We start from the raw sequence: 19615 nt of genomic DNA, 5'->3' as shown, positions 1-19615 counted from the left end.
TTTTTAAGTTTTCTGGTAATAATATTAATACTGCAAATATAGTGCCGATAAAAATAAAACGTTATCTAGTATCGCATTTTCCAAAAGTAAAAGATTGATATAATAGACATATTCCGTAAATAAATTTTTTAAAATTCAATTAATAATTTAAAATTTATTTTATATTTTCTTTATTAATAAATTAATAAGGTGTTGATAAAAATGAATTTTGAAAATTTAAAAAAATTAAAAAATGAACAATTTTATAGATATTTTGGTATAAAACGTTTTCATTTTGATGAAATGTTAACAAAATTAATTGAAATAGAAAATTTAAAAAAAACTAAAGGTAGAAAATATAAACTTTCAGTTGAAGAAAGATTGATGATGACTTTAGTATACTGAAAAGAATATTATACTTTTTTCCAAATGAGTATTAAATATAAAATGAGTGCATCAAGTTGTTTTCGAAATATTACTTGAGTAGAAAATAAACTTAGTGATGACAAAGATTATCAGTTTTTAAAAACAAAATGAAAATCAAAAATTGATAAAAAACAAGAAGATTTAAATGAATTTCAATTTTATTTAATTGATTCAACTGAAATTGAAATTGAAAGACCAACTAAAAAAAACTACAGTTAGAATATTTTTCTGGTAAAAGTTGAATGTTTTCTATAAAATTTCAAATTATATATGACTTTTTTAATAAAAAAATTGTTGATATTTTTGCTGATAATGGAAAAGTACATGATTTTCAAATATTAAAAAATTCAAATCTTGAATTTTCAGAAAAAACAATAATTATTGGTGATTTGGGATATCAAGGAATACAAAATATTTATAAAAATACTATATTACCAATTAAAAAAACTAAAAATAAAAAATTAACTAAACAAGAAAAAATCTACAATAAAATTATTTCAAAAATTAGAATTAAAGTTGAACATGTTTTTGCTTGATTAAAAGATTCAAAATTTTAATAAATAAATGTAGAAAAAGTATATTTAGACTTATGTACTTAAGATTTAACTTACTTTGTGAAATTTTTAATAAAACAAAACCATTAAAATAAAAAAATATTAAAAATATTTTTTTAAAAATTTAAATTTTTATCAAGTTAATATAAAAATAATATTAACAATTTTTGTGTTTGGAATATAAATTTATTTTTAAAGTATTTTTTTAAAAATATTAACTTCTATAATTATTAACACTAAAAAATTTATAAATATTATTATTGACAATTGATTAAATTTATTTACGGAATATGTCTAATGATAAAGAAACAATATTACGTAAAATATTAATATTTAATAATAATTTTGATTTACAACAAAATACATCATTAAATATTAATGAAAATCTATCAAAATTTTATCAAAATAATAAAATACCAGCTTTTTTATTACGTAATAAAAAAAATTGATGAATATTATTTAGAATTTTATAACACTATTTATAATAGCATTGTAAATAAAATAGTATTGAATGATGAAATAGGAAAAAATCAATTTGACTTATCAAGATTTGAAGATTTTCACTTTAATATAAATATTCCATTTAATTTTCAAAACTTTTTTAAATATGATATTAATTTAAAATTTATTTAAGAAAGTAGTGAGCCAATTATTGGTGGTCCATATCATTCTATTTTTATTAAAAAATTAATAAGAAATAATAGTGAAAATTGAGTGGCAACTACTAATTTTAGTTGAAATTACAATGAAATATTAAAATTTTATAGTAGTGATAACTTTAGTTTTATTGATTATAAGTATTTAATTCATAGTCAAATAAAGGTATAAAATGTTTATACGTAAGTTACAAATTAGCATTTTAATTATTACTATCACTATTACATTAAGTATTATGTTATTTTTTATTATCAAAAATTTTTAAACTAATAAAAATTTAAATGAAATGGTAAAAGAATATGATGTAGAATTGGAGACCGTAGATGATAAAAAAGAAAATTTAAATCCAGAGATAGTTGAAGAAGCTATTGATATTAAAAAATTAAATGAAAGTATTACAATTATTTTAGATAAAAATAGTACTATCTTAGCAAATCAGTCACATATTATATATAAAATACAATTTAATTAACATTTATTTCAATACATATTTTTAAAGCTAATTATTAAAACATTTCCACAATGAAAAATTAATAATTTTATTTTTCATTTTAATATTTTAAATAATGCTGTATGACTTGAATATAATACTAATTTAAAACTAGATTATTTAGAATGATATTTTAAAATAACAAATAAAATTTAATGCTCTATGTTATAATAAGTATAACTATTAATAAAAACGATTTAAATTAGGAGTGAATTTATGAATATTTTAAGTGAAATTCATAAAATTGTTAAAGAGGATTATCCAGAGATTAAAGAAAAAATTACACCGAAAACTAAATTTAAAGATGTAAAAATTGACTCTCTTGGATTAGTAATGATTGTTCTTAAATTAGAAGAAGAGCATCATGTAAAAATTGATGATAATAAATTACTGGATTTACAAACAAAAACAGTTCAAGATTTAATAAATGAAATTGAGAGATTAGAATCAGCAGAAAATAAAAAAAAGTAATATTATATTTTATCAGGAGATTAGTATGAATAAAAATTTTGAAAATATTATCCAAAAGTTGAAAGATAAAGACTATCGTTTAACTGATGTTCGTAAAGCAGTTATTAAAGTATTAACGCTTAAGCAACATGTTAGTATTAATGATATTATTAGTTTTTTAACAAAAGAAGGTAATGACAATATTAATATTATGAGCATTTATAATACTATTGATTTATTAATGACAGAACATATTATTCATGCTAATGTTTTTGAAGGAAAACAAATAATTTATGAACTATCAGAAAATACCGTTCATATTATTTGTAATTTTTGTAATAAAATTATTCATGCCTCTTTCGAAGATAAACAACAAATTTCACCATTACAAGAAGAAAAACTTGAAAAATTAGCAACTAAAAATAATTTTTATTTTTCACATTATAAGTTAGAAATTCATGGAATTTGTGATAAATGTGAATTAAAAATAAAAAAAATGAAATTTTAATTGAACTTAAAACTTCTTTCGCGTAAAATTGAACATGTACTATTTAAATTAAATATTTTAGGGGTGTAGTTCAATGGTAGAACATCGGCCTTCAGATCCGAGTGTTGTGGGTTCGAGTCCTGCCACCCCTGCCATTATTAAAAATCACTTTTAAATGTTTCTCATAAAAGTGAATTTTTTATTATTATAATTTTGGTAATTTATCTTTATCTAAATTAAAAGCAACAAAACTGAAGGTTCCAATTCCTGTATGAGCACAAATTACATTTGCTAAATTAATAGTTTTGACGTTTTTAATGCCATAATCTTTAACAAATTTTGTAACTTTTTCTATTTCTTTTGCCTCAGCAAAAGCATGAATAATGTAAAAAAGAGTAATACTTTCTATTTTTTTATTTTTATTAATTTCTTTAAGAGTATTTTTAATAGCTTTATCTCATGTTCTTGTTTTATCAAATTTATCAATGGTTCCGTCAAAAGATAAAATTGGAGTTATTTTTAACATAGTAGCTAAGGCTGCTGCTGCTTTTGAAATTCTACCACCACGAACTAAATAATTTAAATCATAAGGTAAAATAAATGCTATATAGTTATCTCTTATTAATTTTAGTGCTTCTATAATATCATTGACATTATTTTTTTCGTTAAGTGACATTTGATATGCTTTTTTAACTAATAGTCAGTTAATAACTGAAACACCATTACTATCAAAAACAAAAACCTTATCTTTAAAATTAGATTCTTTTGATAACATAGTAGCAGTGTTATATTGGCCCGATAACCCTTTTGATAAAGAAATAAAAATAATCTTTTCAAATTTAGTTAAAGCATCTTCTCAAATTATACTCATTTGACCAAGTGGTGTTTGCGAAGTTTTGGCAGATTGTTTTTCATGAACTATTCTATTATAGAATTCTTCATCATTTAGAATGTTATGGTCATCAGTAATAGTTGTATCATCACTAAAAGTGATTAATAATGGACAAAATCCAATATTCATTTCTTTTAAATCTTTAATTGAAAATCCTGAAGAGGAATCAGCGACAATACCAATTTTTTTTTTCAATTTTATCACCCTAACTATAATATTTTTTACTTATTTATTAAATTATAACATATATTTTTTACTTAAAAATGGACTTTCATCGTTGAAAGATATATAAAATAGTTAATATGTTGTTTTTGTAATTATTGATTCTTGTTTCTTAGATTTTTTACCAGAACATTAATTTTAAAAAAACTGAATGTATTCTAAAAACAATTTGTTATATAATTAACACTAGTTTTTACATGAAAGGATTTTATTAATAAATTAAATATTTTTTCAAAATTAAAAATTATTAATGACGGAAAAAAATAATTAAATATCTAACAAAATATATTAAACCAAAACTATCAGCATATCACTTTTTAAAAATCAAGAAAAATTTATTAAAAAAGTTAAAAAATAAAAATCATTAAGTAATAAAAATAAAAAAATCCAAATAAATGAATGACTACTTAAAAACTCAAATCAATATTGAAATGTTGATGAAAATATTAATGATATAAATCAATATGTTGTGTTTTTTCTAATTATCAAAGAATATATTTTAAATTTCTAAAACCCCGATATTTTTATATCAAATCTGTTTTATTTCATAAATCATATAAAATGATTACACTATCAAAAATTTAAAGAGAGGGTTATATTATGAAAAAGAAAATTATTAAAACAATCATTGCATCAACTGCATTAACTAGTGGTGTTCCTGCTGAAAGTGGTACTTTAACTAAAATAGAAACCGAAATAGAAAACGAATTAGAAGAAAAAGATTAAAGAGTAAATTCTACAAAAAAAGAGGGCTTTTATCCCTTTATGTACTATTTTTAAAGAAGCTTTTTAAAAATCTGTGTATCTTTTTACAAAGTTACTAGTTTAGATTAATTCTATCTTCAAATTTTATCATAAAATGAGCAATTGCTGTATTTCAATTTTTAATGGGCATTGTTCATTTTTTTGTTATATTTTCCAACTGCTAAGTAAAATATTTTAAAAACTGCCATATCATTTGGAAAAACTTTTTTATTTCTAATAACTTTTCGTAATTGACTATTAACAGATTCAATAGCATTTGTTGTATAAATCACTCTTTTGATTTCTGCATAATAACTAATAAAAACCATTAAATTATCTCAATTTTTATATCATGATTTAGCAATTTGAGGATATTGTTTATTTCATTTACTTTCAAAAGATTCTAAAGCTTGCATCGCTTGTTCTTCACTACATGCACTATAAATTGGTTTTAAATCTGTAACTAGTGGTTTTCTATGTTTGTATGAAGCACATTTTAAACTATTTCTAATTTGATGAACTATGCATAATTGATGTTCGGTTTTAGGATAAACTAATTGTATTGCTTCTGACATTCCTGTTAAATTGTCACTACAAGCAATAAGAATATCATTTAAGCCTCGATTTTTCATTTCTGTGAAATTAGATAATCAAAACTTAGAACATTCATTTTCACTAATTCATAAGCCTAAAACATCTTTTTTACCTTCTAAATCAACTCCTAGTGCTATATAAACTGATTTGTTAATAATGCGTTTATCTTGTCGTACTTTAACTACTATACAATCAAAATAAACAATCGGATAAACACTTTCTAATGGCCGATTTTGTCATGCTTTAACATCATCAATAACATCATCAGTAATTTGACTAATAACACTTTCACTAATATCAGCGCCATGATATAGCTAACTAAAGTAATGTTTGCTCATATATTGAAAAACAAAATCAATCGCTTTTTTAATATTTGGTCAATAATTTGGTAATATTTTTCTTATATTATGTTTTATAGCAAATCAAAAATGTTCAATTGGATTTAAATTAGGAGAATATGGCGGAAGAAATAATAGTTTGCATCCAGCATTTTCAATTAATTGTTGTGTTAATTTAGATTTATGAAACGTTGCATTATCTAAAACTATAATTTGTCCACACTTTAATACTGGAATTAGTATATTTTTTACATATGATTCAAAAATTTTACTGTTGCAATGTCCTTCAAATGCTCATAGGGCTTTTAATTTACCTTTATTTAGTGAACCAATTATACTCATTCTTTTTATTTTAGACATATTCCGTAAATAAATTTTTTAAAAGTCAATTAATAATTTAAAATTTATTTTATAATTTCTTTATTAATAAATTAATAAGGTGTTGACAAAAATGAATTTTGAAAATTTAAAAAAATTAAAAAATGAACAATTTTATAGATATTTTGGTATAAAACGTTTTCATTTTGATGAAATGTTAACAAAATTAATTGAAATAGAAAATTTAAAAAAAACTAAAGGTAGAAAATATAAAATTTCAGTTGAAGAAAGATTGATGATGACTTTAGTATACTGAAAAGAATATTATACTTTTTTCCAAATGATTATTAAATATAAAATGAGTGCATCAAGTTGTTTTAGAAATATTACTTGATTAGAAAATAAACTTAATGATGACAAAGATTATCAGTTTTTAAAAACAAAATATAAATCAAAAATTGAGAAAAAACAAGAAGATTTAAATGAATTTCAATTTTATTTAATTGATTCAACTGAAATTGAAATTGAAAGACCAACTAAAAAAAACTACAGTTAGAATATTTTTCTGGTAAAAGTTGAATGTTTTGGTAATGTTTAGTAATCTGTGTAACTTACAAAAATAACTATAGACATATTCCGTAAATAAATTTAATCAATTGTCAATAATAATATTTATAAATTTTTTAGTGTTAATAATTATAGAAGTTAATATTTTTTTATTTTAATGGTTTTGTTTTATTAAAAATTTCACAAAGTAAGTTAAATCTTAAGTACATAAGTCTAAATATACTTTTTCTACATTTATTTATTAAAATTTTGAATCTTTTTAATCAAGCAAAAACATGTTCAACTTTAATTCTAATTTTTGAAATAATTTTATTGTAGATTTTTTCTTGTTTAGTTAATTTTTTATTTTTAGTTTTTTTAATTGGTAATATAGTATTTTTATAAATATTTTGTATTCCTTGATATCCCAAATCACCAATAATTATTGTTTTTTCTGAAAATTCAAGATTTGAATTTTTTAATATTTGAAAATCATGTACTTTTCCATTATCAGCAAAAATATCAACAATTTTTTTATTAAAAAGTCATATATAATTTGAAATTTTATAGAAAACATTCAACTTTTACCAGAAAAATATTCTAACTGTATTTTTTTAGTTGGTCTTTCAATTTCAATTTCAGTTGAATCAATTAAATAAAATTGAAATTCATTTAAATCTTCTTGTTTTTTCTCAATTTTTGATTTATATTTTGTTTTTAAAAACTGATAATCTTTGTCATCACTAAGTTTATTTTCTACTCAAGTAATATTTCGAAAACAACTTGATGCACTCATTTTATATTTAATACTCATTTGGAAAAAAGTATAATATTCTTTTCAGTATACTAAAGTCATCATCAATCTTTCTTCAACTGAAAGTTTATATTTTCTACCTTTAGTTTTTTTAAATTTTCTATTTCAATTAATTTTGTTAACATTTCATCAAAATGAAAACGTTTTATACCAAAATATCTATAAAATTGTTCATTTTTTAATTTTTTTAAATTTTCAAAATTCATTTTTATCAACACCTTATTAATTTATTAATAAAGAAATTATAAAATAAATTTTAAATTATTAATTGACTTTTAAAAAATTTATTTACGGAATATGTCTTTTATATACGGATTTATTATCAAATAATCTTTTACCTTTTTCAGATCAACCATATTTATAAAATTCATTATCATCAATTCCAGATTCATCAATATATACTAAATATTCATTCATTATTTTAGCTATTTATTTTAAAAAATATTCTTGTTTATTTTTATCTCTTTGTTCATATAGAAAAGTTTTTTTATATGTATAATTTAGTTTTTTGAAATAGTTATAAACTGTTTCTTTAGTCATATCATCAAATTTTTCAATTACTTTTTGAACTGTAACATCTTTATTTTGCGCTAAATAATTTTTTAATTCATCTAAATCCTTTATTTTGTGGCTATGTCCTTTTTGATAATTCAAAATTGGTTTTATATGCCCAGTTTCTTTTTTTCTTTTTCTTCATAATAAAAAAGTCTTTCTAGTAATATTGAACACTTTACAAATTTCTTTAATTTTCATGTTTTTACTTTCATAGGCTTCTATTACTTTTCTTCGTAAGTCTTCACTGTATGGTTTTGGCATAATTTAATATTACTAATCTGTTTTAAATATTGCTGAATTGTACTTTTAAATTCAAAAACTGTTTAAATTACATATTATTATTTTACATTATTTATGAGCGAACATTACTTTAGTTAGCTATAAATTCAATAAGATACCTAGTTTTGAAACTATAATTTTGTGTTTGATTTAGATACATGTGGGGATAATTTCCTAGATAGGCTTTTATTTCCATTTATGTGATAAAATTTAAAAATAGTACATAAAGGGATAAAAGCCTAATTTTATTTAGAAAATAATTATTTTTGATATCACTGTAAAACAATTGTTATTTATAACGAATTTTGGTATTCTTATATAGTGCTTAAATAATATACAATCTATGTTTATATAAATAAATTGATTTAGGAGTGAAGAAATATGAACACTTCTTCTAAGACAAGAAAAAATAAAAATCTTGGATTTTTTTTAAGAATTTTTAGTTTAATAATTATTGTTTCTACAATAATAATTTCAGTAGTGTTTAGTGCTAAATATGTTGAAAATAATAGTAAATTAAGTATTGAGTTTGCTGGTGGTTATCAAACACAAGTTCAATATGATGGTAAAGGTAAACAAAAAGATGTTATTAATTTATTAAAAGACAGAGTTGACCCTTTAGGTACTAGTAACGTTGACATTGAAAGTATTACTAGCAGTAATAATAATAATTATAATTTAGCGTTGAGTAAAGATGCGGGATTTGATATTTCTACTTTTGTTCATAGTGTATCACGACGTGGTTATTCTTATATTGTTGATAAAGATGGTAATGACTTATTAGCAACCGAAAAGAAAGATGACAAAGATACTACTTGAACAAAAAGAGATAAAAGATTATTAACTAGTGATGTGTTTTCTGCTATTAAAGCTGTTAATAATTCTGTTACTCATCGCCCAGAACTTGTTTTTGATGTTAAAAATGATTCAGTTTTAAAAGAACTTACTTCTGCCAAAGAAAATACATTTTATATTTATTCAGATATTGGTCAGTTATTAGATTATATTCGAAGTAGTATGGAGGGTATTCGCTCCCTTTCTTTTATAATTGATAATCTTAAAAATGATACTGATGGTAAGATTAAAGCATCATTAACATCATTATTAGATAATAATACACCAGGTCTTGGTAAAGGTACTGATATTTTAGCTAGAGCTAAAGCACAAGACCCTACTTTAGCACGACTATTAAATCCTAATCAAAATGGTCAATTTGGTATTAATTGAATTTATTCTGATAATTTAGGTTCAGTTCATAGTCTTTCTGTTGATACTAATGATGAAAAAAATACATATGATCCTGCTAATCGTTTTGATCCTTTTGCTTCTCCTATTGTTGGTTCGCCTATGAATTCATGATTACCTTATATTAAAGATTTACTACGTTTACCAGATGTTTCAGATATTTTGCATGAAGATGTTATTGATTATCGTTATATTCCATATTGAGTTGGTGAAGTTAAAGTAACTAGCAATAGTATTTCAATTAATTCAGACACTTTTAATCTCGAAACAGTTGAACAAATGAAAAGTGTTTTAACATCAGGATTGTCAAAAAATAATTTTACTATGTTATCTTATGCTAATGTTAGTCCAACGCTAGGTGCAACATCTTTAAAAATTGCAGTTGTTATTATTATATTAGTTACCTTTGCTCTTATGACTATTTTTCTGTTTTATTATCGTATGTTGGGAATTATTGTTCTAATTATAATATCATTATTTTTATTATTTACTGTTGTTAGTTTTGTTTTCATTAATGGTATAATTGCTCCTGAATGCGTAATTGCTTTAATTATTGGTTTTGCATTATTATTAGATACGATTATTAGTTTGTTGGAACGTTTTAAAAATGAATATATGCAAGGTAAAACTTTGATTAGCGCTTTTAAATCAGCAAATAAGAAAACATTATCCTCTTCATTAGATTGTAGCGCTATTATTTTAATTGTTAATTTAACTATTTTCTGATTTGGAACTCGTGCTATCAAAGGTTTTATTATTATGACTTCTATTGCTACTTTTGGTGTAATTATTTTTGGAATTATCTTATTAAGATTAATGTTATGAACATTATTACGAAATAACTGGTTAGAAAATAAACCTCAACTTTTAGGAAATAATAATATTAGTAGAAAAAGCACTATATTTTTAAATAATTCAATAGATACAAATAATATTAAAACTGATGATCAAAAAATAAAAAAACAATTAATTTCAGAAAAATGTCAGCTTCAAATTAATTATAAAAATAAAGTTAAAGCATTAATTAAAAAATTTAAAGTTGATAAGCAGAAATTAAAAAAAGAACATAGTAAATCAAGATCATTTTATAAGTCAAAAGTGAAAGATTTAATTTTAAATCTTTCACAAGAAATTAATAAATTGAAACAAGATTTAATTAATGCATTAAAACCGTTAAAAATTAAAGAAGGAGAAAAAAATATGTTAAAAGCAGGAAGTATATTAATATTTATTATTTTTATTTTAGAATCAATATTTATAATTCCTTTATTATGAACAATACCCGGTTTTATTTTATACAAAAAAGTAAGTAAAGGTGAAGCGACTACTGATCAAAAAATCGCTTTAGCAATATTAGGAATTATCTTTGGTGCTGTATTAGGTATTATTGGCGGTATTTTTATATTAGTTGATTTAAAAAATGTTTTTTCAAAACTTAAAATAAATAACTGAAATTATTTTCATAAATTAACAAAATGAATTCTTTCGAGCTCTGCTGTTATTGTTCTTGCTTCAGGTATTACTTATGGTGTAATCGGTTCTAATTTTGGTTCTGGTTTTGATCAACGAACTGATTTTGTTGGAATGGGTACAATTACTCAAGATCCAAGTGATTCTAGTTACAATATTATTAAAGAAGCAGAATTAGCAAAAGATTTTATTAATAAAGAAATTCAAAATAATAGTCAATTTAGTAAATATTTTAAAAATATTAATTTTTCCTTAATTGCTGGTGGTGAAGGAAAACAATATCAGTTTAAGATTATTGTTCAAACAACAGTAAATTATCAAAGTATGCAGCAAAGGTTTAAGAATTTTTTAGGAGAGATTACTAGAAATTGAAAACAAGAATCTATTTTACAATGAGGAGAAATTGATCTAGTTGTTGCTAAGTCAGGTGTAGATTTATTAGTTAATATGATTATTTCAATTGCTTTATCTTTTATTGTTATTTTAATTTATATTATTATTAGATTTCAATTGACTTATGTTATTCCTTTAATTTTAGCTATTATTTTTAGTTTACTAATGACACTTGCTATTATTAGTATTTTCCAAATTGTAATTTCTACTTCAATTGTTGGAATATTATTGGGAGTAATGATTTTAACAATAATTAGTATTATGTCAATTTTCGATAATATTCGTGAAATTAAAATTAATAATAATCAAACACAAGTTATTAGCGCAGAAGAAATAATTCAAATTTCAAATAAAAGTGTTCAAAAGGCCTTACCAAGAACATTAGTTATTAATGGTGTAGTATTAATAACATCAGTAATTGTTATGTTTATTATTCCTAGTTTCTGAATAGTTAGTTTATCATTATTAATAGGTTGTATAGTAAGTTTAGTATCATCTTACTTTATTGCTCCTTTTATTTGAACTTATTTTGAGAAATGAAGAGTTTATAGATATAAAAAACGTATTAATAAAATTAAAAAACATTTCATTGGTGCAGATGAATATGTTATTAAAGGTATTAATGAATAGATGGTTGCAATGACAAAAGAATCATTAAAAAAAAATATTATTAATATTTCTGATTTTTCAATTAAAGGTATCCAATTTAAAGATATTAACCCAATATTAAGTAATCCAGAAGCATTTCAAAGTGTTATTAATTTTGTAGATTTTATTAAAAAATGTGGAGCAACAGCAATTTTAGCACCTGAAGCAAGAGGATTTATTTTTGGTGCTGCTATAGCATATAAGTTGGGTATTAAATTAGTTCTTGCACGTAAAAAAGGTAAATTACCAGGTAAAACCTATAAAGTAACTTATTATTTAGAGTACGGTACTGCTATATTAGAAATGCAACAAAATGTACTTTCGACAAAAGATAAAGTAGTAATAATTGATGATTTGATTGCAACTTCAGGAACAATTAATGCTTGTCTTAATTTAATAAAGCAAAGTAACGCTCAATCAGTTGGCATTGCTACTTTAATTTCACTTTCTGAATTCGCTAATAAACATCATTTTGATAATATTCCGCTGTTAGAAATAATTAAGTTTTAATAAGTAGTAAATAATGAATAATTTAACTTGTAAAGATTTTAATCAATTATTAGCGGAAGCAAAAACATTTATCAAAGATCCTAAGCAAATTACAAAAATTAAAGCAACTTATGAATATGCATTATTAAAACATAAAGATCAATATCGAAAGAATGGCGATCCTTATGTTTATCATGTTTTATCAACAGCATATAATTTAGTATTATGACATTTAGATGTCTCTTCAATACAAGCAGGATTTTTACATGATATTTTAGAAGATACACCAACAACTTTTGATGAGTTAGTAGCAGAATTTGGTTTGGAAGTCGCTAATTTAGTTTTAGCTGTAACTAAAGTTAGCCATTTTGCAAAAGAAAAAAGAAATGAAATTAAAGCTAATTATTTACGTAAATTATATTTAAGTTTAGCTCATGATATTCGTGTCATTATTATTAAAATGGCAGATCGTTTACATAATATTAGAACTATTAATTTTTTAAATCCTGAAAAACAAATAATTATTGCTAAAGAAACTTTAGAAGTTTATGCTTCTATTGCTCATCGTCTAGGTATGCGTAAATTACAATCAGAACTAGAAGATCGTTCTTTTGCGGTATTACATCCTAAAGAGTATAAAAAAATTGATAACCTTATTAATTTAGATCGTGAAAAACGTGAAAAATTAGTTAATGAAATTATTAAAGAATTAAGTAAAACATTATCACAACATAAAAATTTAATTTTTAAAATTTATGGTCGTAGTAAACACTTATATTCTATTTATCGTAAAATGTATTATTTTGGAAAAGATTTTGATGATATACATGATATTTTAGCAATTAGAGTTGTTACTAATTCTATTGATATTTGTTATGCCATTTTGGGTTATATTCATCAAAGTTTTACTCCTGTTCCGGGTAGATTTAAAGATTATATTGCAACACCAAAAAATAATATGTATCAATCATTACATACATCTGTTGTTTTTTATAATGAAATTTATGAATTACAAATCAGAACTGAAGAAATGGAAGATTTTGCTGAAGCAGGTGCGGCTTCGCATTGAAGATATAAAGAAGGGGAAAATAAAAATCCTAAGAAACGTCAAGCAGAAATTGATGAAAAATTAAATATTTTTCAAGAAATATTAAATTTAAATGACTTAAATCAAAATGTTGATGAAAACATATTAGCAGATAATATTGCCAAAGATAATAATTTAGAAAAAGAAATTCGACAAGATATTTTTAGTGATTTAATTTATTTATTAACTCCAAATGGTAATGTTATAACATTACCATTTGGTTCAACTATTTTAGATTTTGCTTTTAAAGTTCATACTGAAATTGGCGAAACAACAGTGGGTGCAAGAATAAATGGTATTTATTCTCCTATTAATACTGTTTTAAAATCAGGGGATATTGTTGAAATTAAAACCGCAAAAACCGCACGTCCTTCTCGTGATTGATTAAATATTGTTAAGACAAATTTTGCTCAACATAAAATAAAAAAATATTTAAATAATCAGCAAGAAAAATTTAATCAAGAAAATAAAATTAAAGATACAGAAAACAAAGAGAAAATAAAAAAAACAAAGGAAAAAATAGAAGAATATATTATTCAAAATTACATTCGTTGAAAAATTGCAAAACGTAATGTTATTATGTCAAGAATTAGATCATTAAAATATAAAACTTATGAAGATTTTTGCTTAGATGTTGCTAATGGAACTTATACAATTGAACAGGCGGTTACTACTATTTTATATAGTGATTCAGCAACATTTCAAGAATTAAAAACTAAACAACAAACAACAATGAATTTAAGTAGTAATAATGAAATTATTATTGAAAATGCCCCCAATACTAAAACATCATTGGCTCATTGTTGCTTACCTATTCCTGATGAACCAATTGCGGGTTATATTACTAAAGGGCAAGGTATTAAAGTTCATCGTTTAATTTGTCCTAATGTTAGTTTGCCAGAGCGGAAAGAACGTATTATTGATACTAAGTGAAATTTATTAGCAACCAGTCATCATCTTTATAATTCAAAAATTCAAATTCAATATTTAGATCGACCAGCATTGATGACTGATGTTTTAAATATTTTGGGCTATTTAAAGGCACAAATTCAAAGTATGGATGCTAATAATAAACTTAAGGAAAATAATGGAAGTTTAAAAATTTTAATTAAAGTTTCTAATATTGAACGTTTACATCAAATTATTTCATCAATTAAAAAAATTCCTGATATTATTGCAATAAACAGAATAATTATGTAATATTTTAGTATAATATTTTAATCATTTAAAAGTAAATTTAGGGTAAACATTAAGAGACGGTGTGGTTGGCGCAAACACTGGTTAACTAATTTTATGACATTAAATAGCTTGTATTATTAATTAATTAAATATGATAAATTATAATTAAGTGCATTTATTTTGTAAATGAATTAGGATGGTACCTCGTTAAAAAACGTTCCTAAAATAAAGGAACTTTTTTTTAGAAGATTTATTTTTTATTAAAAGGAGTAAAAAAAGTATGCAATTTCAAAAACCAAGAGGAACACGTGATATGTATAATGAAGAGGTTATTATATATCGTAATATTATTAAATCTTTAACACAGTGTGCAATTAAATATAATTATCAAGAATTTATTACTCCTATTTTTGAAAATGCTCAACTATTTTTACGAGTTGTGGGAGATACAACTGATATTATTCAGAAAGAAATTTATCAATTTAATGATAAAAATGATAGATTATTAGCTCTTCGTCCTGAAGGTACAGCAGGTATTGTTCGTGCTATAATTGAAAATAAATTATATAAATCTAAGCAAACGTTAAAGTATTTTTATTATGGTTCGATGTTTCGATATGAAAGACCTCAAAAAGGGCGTCAACGTCAATTTAATCAATTTGGTATCGAAACTGTTGGTGTTAAACATCCTTTAGTTGATGTTGAAGTAATGATGATGGCCTTAGAAATGATAAAAAGTTTTTCAATACCAAATTTAACTTTAAATATTAATTATTTTGGATCTAATGAAACAAAAAATAAATATCAAATAGCACTTAAAGAACAATTATTAAATCAAAGTAAGCAATTGTGTGAAAATTGTCAAATTAGAGTTAATGTATCACCACTAAGAGTTCTTGATTGTAAAATTTGTACTAAATTAAATTTAGAAATACCATATTTAAATGATTTTTTAACTAATGAAGAAAAAACATATTTTACAACTATTATTAATAGTTTAAAAAATAATAAAGTTGATTTTATTATTGATGAGCATTTAGTTCGTGGTTTAGATTATTATAATGGTATTATTTTTGAAATAACTACTATTGATTTACGAATTGGTGAAAGTCAAAATACTTTACTTGGTGGTGGTAGATATGATAATTTATTTAATGAATTGGGCTCACCATTAAAAATTCCTGCTATTGGTTTTGCAATTGGTATTGAAAGATTAATGTTATTATTGGTAGAAAATAAAAATATTAATAAACCACCAATTATTGATTTACAAATTATTGCTTTAAGCGAATTAGGATTAATAATGTCTTCCGATTTATTATTACAATTACGTAAAGAAAATTATCATATTGATATGGAATATAATTTATATCAAGATAAAAATAAGTCACAGATTATTGATCGTAGTTTAGCCAAAAATATACTATTTTTAAAAGAAAAAAATCAGGTTAGTTTTTATTCTTTTGTTAAAAAAGAAATGATAAAATTAATTTTTGATACTGAACAGCAATTGCTTAGTAAGGTTAAAAATCTATTATTAGAGGAGAATGAAGAATATGGAAAAACTCTTTAGAACTCATACATGTGGTAATTTAACGCAGGGTGATATTACAAAAGAAATTATTATTAGTGGTTGAGTTAAAGATATTCGTATTAATAAATTTGGTATTTTTATTGATTTACGTGATATGTACGGAACAACACAAGTCATTGTTAAACCAGATAACGGATATTATCAAGAAATAAAAAATGTTAAAGTTGAATCTGTTTTAAAAGTAATTGGAACAGTTGTCTTACGAAAAAATAAAGATGCAAAAACCGCTAATGATATGATTGAAGTAGTAGCAAAAGATATTGAAATATTAAGCAATTCTATTAATTTACCATTTGTTATTAAAAACGATAATACGCTTGGTAGTGAAGAATTACGTTTACAATATCGCTATTTAGATTTAAGAAGACCAGCAATGAATTATAATATTAAATTTAAACACCAAGTTCTTAGTTGCTTACGAACATTTTTGAATCAAAATAATTTTTTAGAAATTGATACTCCTTGCTTAACAAAATCAACACCAGAAGGTGCTCGTGATTTTTTAGTTCCTGCTCGTATTCAAAAAAAACATTTTTATGCTTTACCACAATCACCACAAATTTATAAGCAATTATTAATGATATCAGGTATTGACAAATATTATCAAATCGCTAAATGTTTTCGTGATGAAGATTTTCGTGCTGATAGACAACCCGAATTTCAACAATTAGACTTAGAAATGGCATTTTCTACTAGTAAAGAAATTAAATTAATAGTAGAAAATATGCTAATAAGTCTTTTTAATACTTTAAAAGTTGGTAATATTCCTTCAACATTTTCATCAATTACCTATGATCAAGCAATGGATTTATATGGTAGTGATAAACCCGATTTACGTTGTACATGTAAGTTAATAAATATTAATATTAACAATAATAGTGATGGATTTATTTATAAGGGTTTTATAGTTAATGATAAAATGAATGAAACAACTATAAAAAAATTAACAGAAATTAGCAATCAGCATGGAGGAAAAACATTAATAATTTATGACTTAATTAAGAAAAAAAATATTCATAATAATTCTAAAGTAAAGTTTGATGATTTAGTTTTATCAGAAGAAATATCAAAAATAAAATATAATAATAATTTTTTAATTTTCGTATATGAACAACAAGATATTGCTAATAAAGTTATGGGTGCTATTAGAATTTTTTATATTAATGATTTGTCAAAACGAATTAATCATAAAGATTTTATGAATAATATTGAAAACTTTGAATTTATTTGAATTATTGATTGACCAATGTTTGAACAGGAAGAAAATAAATGACAAGCTTGTCATCATCCTTTTACAAGTCCAAAAAATCCTGAAAAATTATTAGATATAAAAAATAAAGATTTAGGAACTTTAACTGCAGATGCTTATGATTTGGTTTTAAATGGTTTTGAAATTGCTGGTGGGAGCATTAGAATTCATGATTATAAATTACAGAAAAAGATTTTTGAATTATTAGATTTAAGTAAAACAGAAATTAAAAATAAATTTGGTTTTTTCTTATCAGCTTTTAATTACGGAGTTCCTCCACATGGTGGTATTGCTTTTGGCATTGATCGTTTATTAATGATTTTAATTAAGAACGAATCAATTCGTGATACTATTGCTTTTCCTAAAAATAATCGTGGTATTTGTTTATTAACAAATAGTCCTAGTGAAATTTCATCTGATCAGTTATCAATATTAAATTTGGAATTTAAGAAGTAAAATTTTAATTTTAAAGTGATTAGAAGTTTAATAAAATTAGAAAATATAAATATTAAAAATCTCTAATGAAGAGGCTTTTTAAAAATCTGTGTATCTTTTTACAAAGTTACTAGTTTAGATTAATTCTATCTTCAAATTTTATCATAAAATGAGCAATTTCTGTATTTCAATTTTGAATGGGCATTGTTCATTTTTTTGTTATATTTTCAATTGCTAAGTAAAATATTTTAAAAAATGCCATATCATTTGGAAAAACTTTTTTATTTCTAATAACTTTTTGTAATTGACTATTAACAGATTCAATAGCATTTGTTGTATAAATCACTCTTTTGATTTCTGCAGGATAACTAATAAAAACCATTAAATTATCTCAATTTTTATATCATGATTTAGCGATTTGAGGATATTGTTTATTTCATTTACTTTCAAAAGATTCTAAAGCTTGCATTGCTTGTTCTTCACTACATGCACTATAAATTGGTTTTAAATCTGTAACTAGTGATTTTCTATGTTTGTATGAAACATATTTTAAACTATTTCTAATTTGATGAACTATGCATAATTGATGTTCGGTTTTAGGATAAACTGATTGTATTGCTTCTGACATTCCTGTTAAATTGTCACTACAAGCAATAAGAATATCATTTAAGCCTCGATTTTTCATTTCTGTGAAATTAGATAATCAAAACTTAGAACCTTCATTTTCGCTAATTCATAAACCTAAAATATCTTTTTTACCTTCTAAATCAACTCCTAGTGCTATATAAACTGATTTGTTAATAATGCTTTTATCTTGTCGTACTTTAACTACTATACAATCAAAATAAACAATCGGATAAACACTTTCTAATGGCCGATTTTGTCATGCTTTAAAATCATCAATAACATCATCAGTAATTTGACTAATAACAATTTCACTAATATCAGCACCATGATATAACTCTTGTAACTGCATTCTAATATCTGATAAAGTCATGCCTTTGGCATATAATGAAAGAACTTGTTGATCAAAACCACCAAATCTTCTTTGTCTTTTTGCAACTATTACTGGCTCAAAATTACTATTACGATCTCGTGGTACATTAATCTCAATTTTACCTTGTTGGGTTATTAATTTTTTTGAATTTATACCATTGCGAGCATTATCACTATTATTATGTTGATTTTTTTCATACCCTAAATAATTTTGCATTTCAGAATTCAACATTTTTTCAACTAATCTTTTTGTTAATTCTTTATATGAACCTCCCTCTTTAAAAACTGTTGTTAAATCTTCAGTATTTTCTAGTAATAAATCTACTGCTTTTGATATTGGAACATTATTGTTAATATTTTGTTTTTTAGACATAAGTAACTAACACTTTCTATTTATTTAATTTTATTTACTAGAATTAATTAAACATAGTTATTTTTGTAAGTTACACAGATTACTAAACATTACTCTAATGAAAAATAATTTA

At 22.8% G+C, this 19615-nt stretch carries 22 protein-coding genes and 1 tRNA gene; 14 read left to right on the top strand and 9 right to left on the bottom strand.

All coding sequences use genetic code 4. The annotated features are described in order from the left end of the window. Positions 1-201 precede the first annotated feature (201 nt). The 7 genes from ABWV63_RS06945 to ABWV63_RS06915 all read left to right on the top strand — a co-directional run bounded on the left by ABWV63_RS06945 (position 202) and on the right by ABWV63_RS06915 (position 3198). Complete coding sequence (locus tag ABWV63_RS06945; RefSeq protein ID WP_353305752.1) at positions 202-624, top strand: transposase family protein; 423 nt, start codon at positions 202-204, stop codon at positions 622-624. Positions 625-647: 23 nt separating this feature from the next. After that, entirely contained in the window at positions 648-962 is a 315-nt protein-coding gene (locus ABWV63_RS06940; RefSeq protein WP_353305751.1) for a transposase family protein, read from the top strand. Positions 963-1249: 287 nt separating this feature from the next. Next, positions 1250-1432: a hypothetical protein gene (locus tag ABWV63_RS06935; RefSeq protein WP_353305750.1), complete on the top strand. Its 183-nt coding sequence runs from the start codon at positions 1250-1252 to the stop codon at positions 1430-1432. A 470-nt stretch (positions 1433-1902) separates the two neighbouring features. After that, positions 1903-2088 (top strand): hypothetical protein, encoded by a 186-nt coding sequence (locus tag ABWV63_RS06930; protein ID WP_353305749.1) that lies wholly within the window; start codon positions 1903-1905, stop codon positions 2086-2088. Between the two features lie 234 nt (positions 2089-2322). After that, positions 2323-2577 carry a phosphopantetheine-binding protein gene (locus ABWV63_RS06925; RefSeq protein ID WP_281748951.1) on the top strand — a complete coding sequence of 85 codons (255 nt, stop codon included), beginning with the start codon at positions 2323-2325 and terminating at the stop codon, positions 2575-2577. A gap of 25 nt (positions 2578-2602) precedes the next feature. After that, positions 2603-3064, top strand: coding sequence for a transcriptional repressor (locus ABWV63_RS06920; protein ID WP_252319930.1), 462 nt, complete (start codon positions 2603-2605; stop codon positions 3062-3064). 59 nt (positions 3065-3123) lie between these two features. Next, positions 3124-3198, top strand: a tRNA-Trp gene (locus ABWV63_RS06915). A 50-nt stretch (positions 3199-3248) separates the two neighbouring features. Here ABWV63_RS06915 and ABWV63_RS06910 read toward each other — a convergent pair. Further along, positions 3249-4130, bottom strand: coding sequence for a DegV family protein (locus ABWV63_RS06910; protein WP_353305748.1), 882 nt, complete (start codon positions 4128-4130; stop codon positions 3249-3251). Between the two features lie 627 nt (positions 4131-4757). Here ABWV63_RS06910 and ABWV63_RS06905 point away from each other — a divergent pair. Continuing rightward, the gene (locus tag ABWV63_RS06905) at positions 4758-4883 is read left to right on the top strand and encodes a hypothetical protein (protein ID WP_353305747.1); all 126 of its coding nucleotides are present in this window, start codon (positions 4758-4760) and stop codon (positions 4881-4883) included. A 158-nt stretch (positions 4884-5041) separates the two neighbouring features. Here ABWV63_RS06905 and ABWV63_RS06900 read toward each other — a convergent pair whose 3' ends face one another. Both ABWV63_RS06900 and ABWV63_RS06895 read right to left on the bottom strand, forming a co-directional pair. Continuing rightward, positions 5042-5752 carry an IS256 family transposase gene (locus ABWV63_RS06900; RefSeq protein WP_353307212.1) on the bottom strand — a complete coding sequence of 237 codons (711 nt, stop codon included), beginning with the start codon at positions 5750-5752 and terminating at the stop codon, positions 5042-5044. Positions 5753-5809: 57 nt separating this feature from the next. Beyond that, a complete protein-coding gene (locus tag ABWV63_RS06895) occupies positions 5810-6193 on the bottom strand; it encodes a transposase (protein ID WP_353305746.1) in 384 nt (127 codons plus the stop codon). A gap of 91 nt (positions 6194-6284) precedes the next feature. Between ABWV63_RS06895 and ABWV63_RS06890 the strand changes: the two genes are divergently transcribed. After that, entirely contained in the window at positions 6285-6707 is a 423-nt protein-coding gene (locus ABWV63_RS06890) for a transposase family protein (RefSeq protein ID WP_353305745.1), read from the top strand. A 160-nt stretch (positions 6708-6867) separates the two neighbouring features. Here ABWV63_RS06890 and ABWV63_RS06885 read toward each other — a convergent pair whose 3' ends face one another. From ABWV63_RS06885 to ABWV63_RS06865, 5 genes are all read right to left on the bottom strand, one after another. Further along, entirely contained in the window at positions 6868-7278 is a 411-nt protein-coding gene (locus tag ABWV63_RS06885; protein ID WP_353305744.1) for a transposase family protein, read from the bottom strand. Further along, complete coding sequence (locus ABWV63_RS06880; protein ID WP_353305743.1) at positions 7176-7559, bottom strand: transposase family protein; 384 nt, start codon at positions 7557-7559, stop codon at positions 7176-7178. Before ABWV63_RS06880 ends, ABWV63_RS06885 begins: the two co-directional genes overlap by 103 nt. Further along, positions 7544-7717, bottom strand: a complete 174-nt coding sequence (locus tag ABWV63_RS06875) for a hypothetical protein (RefSeq protein WP_353305528.1) — start codon at positions 7715-7717, stop codon at positions 7544-7546. Before ABWV63_RS06875 ends, ABWV63_RS06880 begins: the two co-directional genes overlap by 16 nt. A gap of 82 nt (positions 7718-7799) precedes the next feature. Further along, positions 7800-7928, bottom strand: coding sequence for a hypothetical protein (locus ABWV63_RS06870; protein ID WP_353305742.1), 129 nt, complete (start codon positions 7926-7928; stop codon positions 7800-7802). Between the two features lie 12 nt (positions 7929-7940). Then, a complete protein-coding gene (locus tag ABWV63_RS06865; protein WP_353305741.1) occupies positions 7941-8327 on the bottom strand; it encodes an IS630 transposase-related protein in 387 nt (128 codons plus the stop codon). Between the two features lie 399 nt (positions 8328-8726). Between ABWV63_RS06865 and secDF the strand changes: the two genes are divergently transcribed. The 5 genes from secDF (at position 8727) to aspS (ending at position 18155) form a co-directional block, all read left to right on the top strand. Beyond that, complete coding sequence (gene secDF, locus ABWV63_RS06860) at positions 8727-12083, top strand: protein translocase subunit SecDF (protein WP_353305740.1); 3357 nt, start codon at positions 8727-8729, stop codon at positions 12081-12083. Positions 12084-12092: 9 nt separating this feature from the next. Beyond that, entirely contained in the window at positions 12093-12611 is a 519-nt protein-coding gene (locus ABWV63_RS06855) for an adenine phosphoribosyltransferase (protein WP_353305739.1), read from the top strand. A 13-nt stretch (positions 12612-12624) separates the two neighbouring features. Continuing rightward, positions 12625-14877, top strand: a complete 2253-nt coding sequence (locus tag ABWV63_RS06850; RefSeq protein WP_353305738.1) for a RelA/SpoT family protein — start codon at positions 12625-12627, stop codon at positions 14875-14877. Between the two features lie 259 nt (positions 14878-15136). After that, positions 15137-16429 carry a histidine--tRNA ligase gene (gene hisS / locus ABWV63_RS06845; RefSeq protein ID WP_353305737.1) on the top strand — a complete coding sequence of 431 codons (1293 nt, stop codon included), beginning with the start codon at positions 15137-15139 and terminating at the stop codon, positions 16427-16429. Then, on the top strand, positions 16404-18155 hold the full coding sequence (aspS, locus tag ABWV63_RS06840; RefSeq protein WP_353305736.1) for an aspartate--tRNA ligase: 1752 nt from the start codon (positions 16404-16406) through the stop codon (positions 18153-18155). Before hisS ends, aspS begins: the two co-directional genes overlap by 26 nt. Before the next feature lie 109 nt (positions 18156-18264). Here the strand turns inward: aspS and ABWV63_RS06835 are convergent, their stop codons facing one another. Beyond that, positions 18265-19503, bottom strand: coding sequence for an IS256 family transposase (locus tag ABWV63_RS06835; protein ID WP_353305735.1), 1239 nt, complete (start codon positions 19501-19503; stop codon positions 18265-18267). Positions 19504-19615 lie beyond the last annotated feature (112 nt).

The organism is Spiroplasma ixodetis (assembly GCF_040369795.1).
In the GTDB taxonomy this organism is placed as follows: domain Bacteria; phylum Bacillota_I; class Bacilli_A; order Mycoplasmatales; family VBWQ01; genus Spiroplasma_E; species Spiroplasma_E ixodetis_B.
The sequence above is the reverse complement of the archived record's forward strand: the minus strand, read 5'-3'. Positions and strand labels throughout refer to the sequence as shown.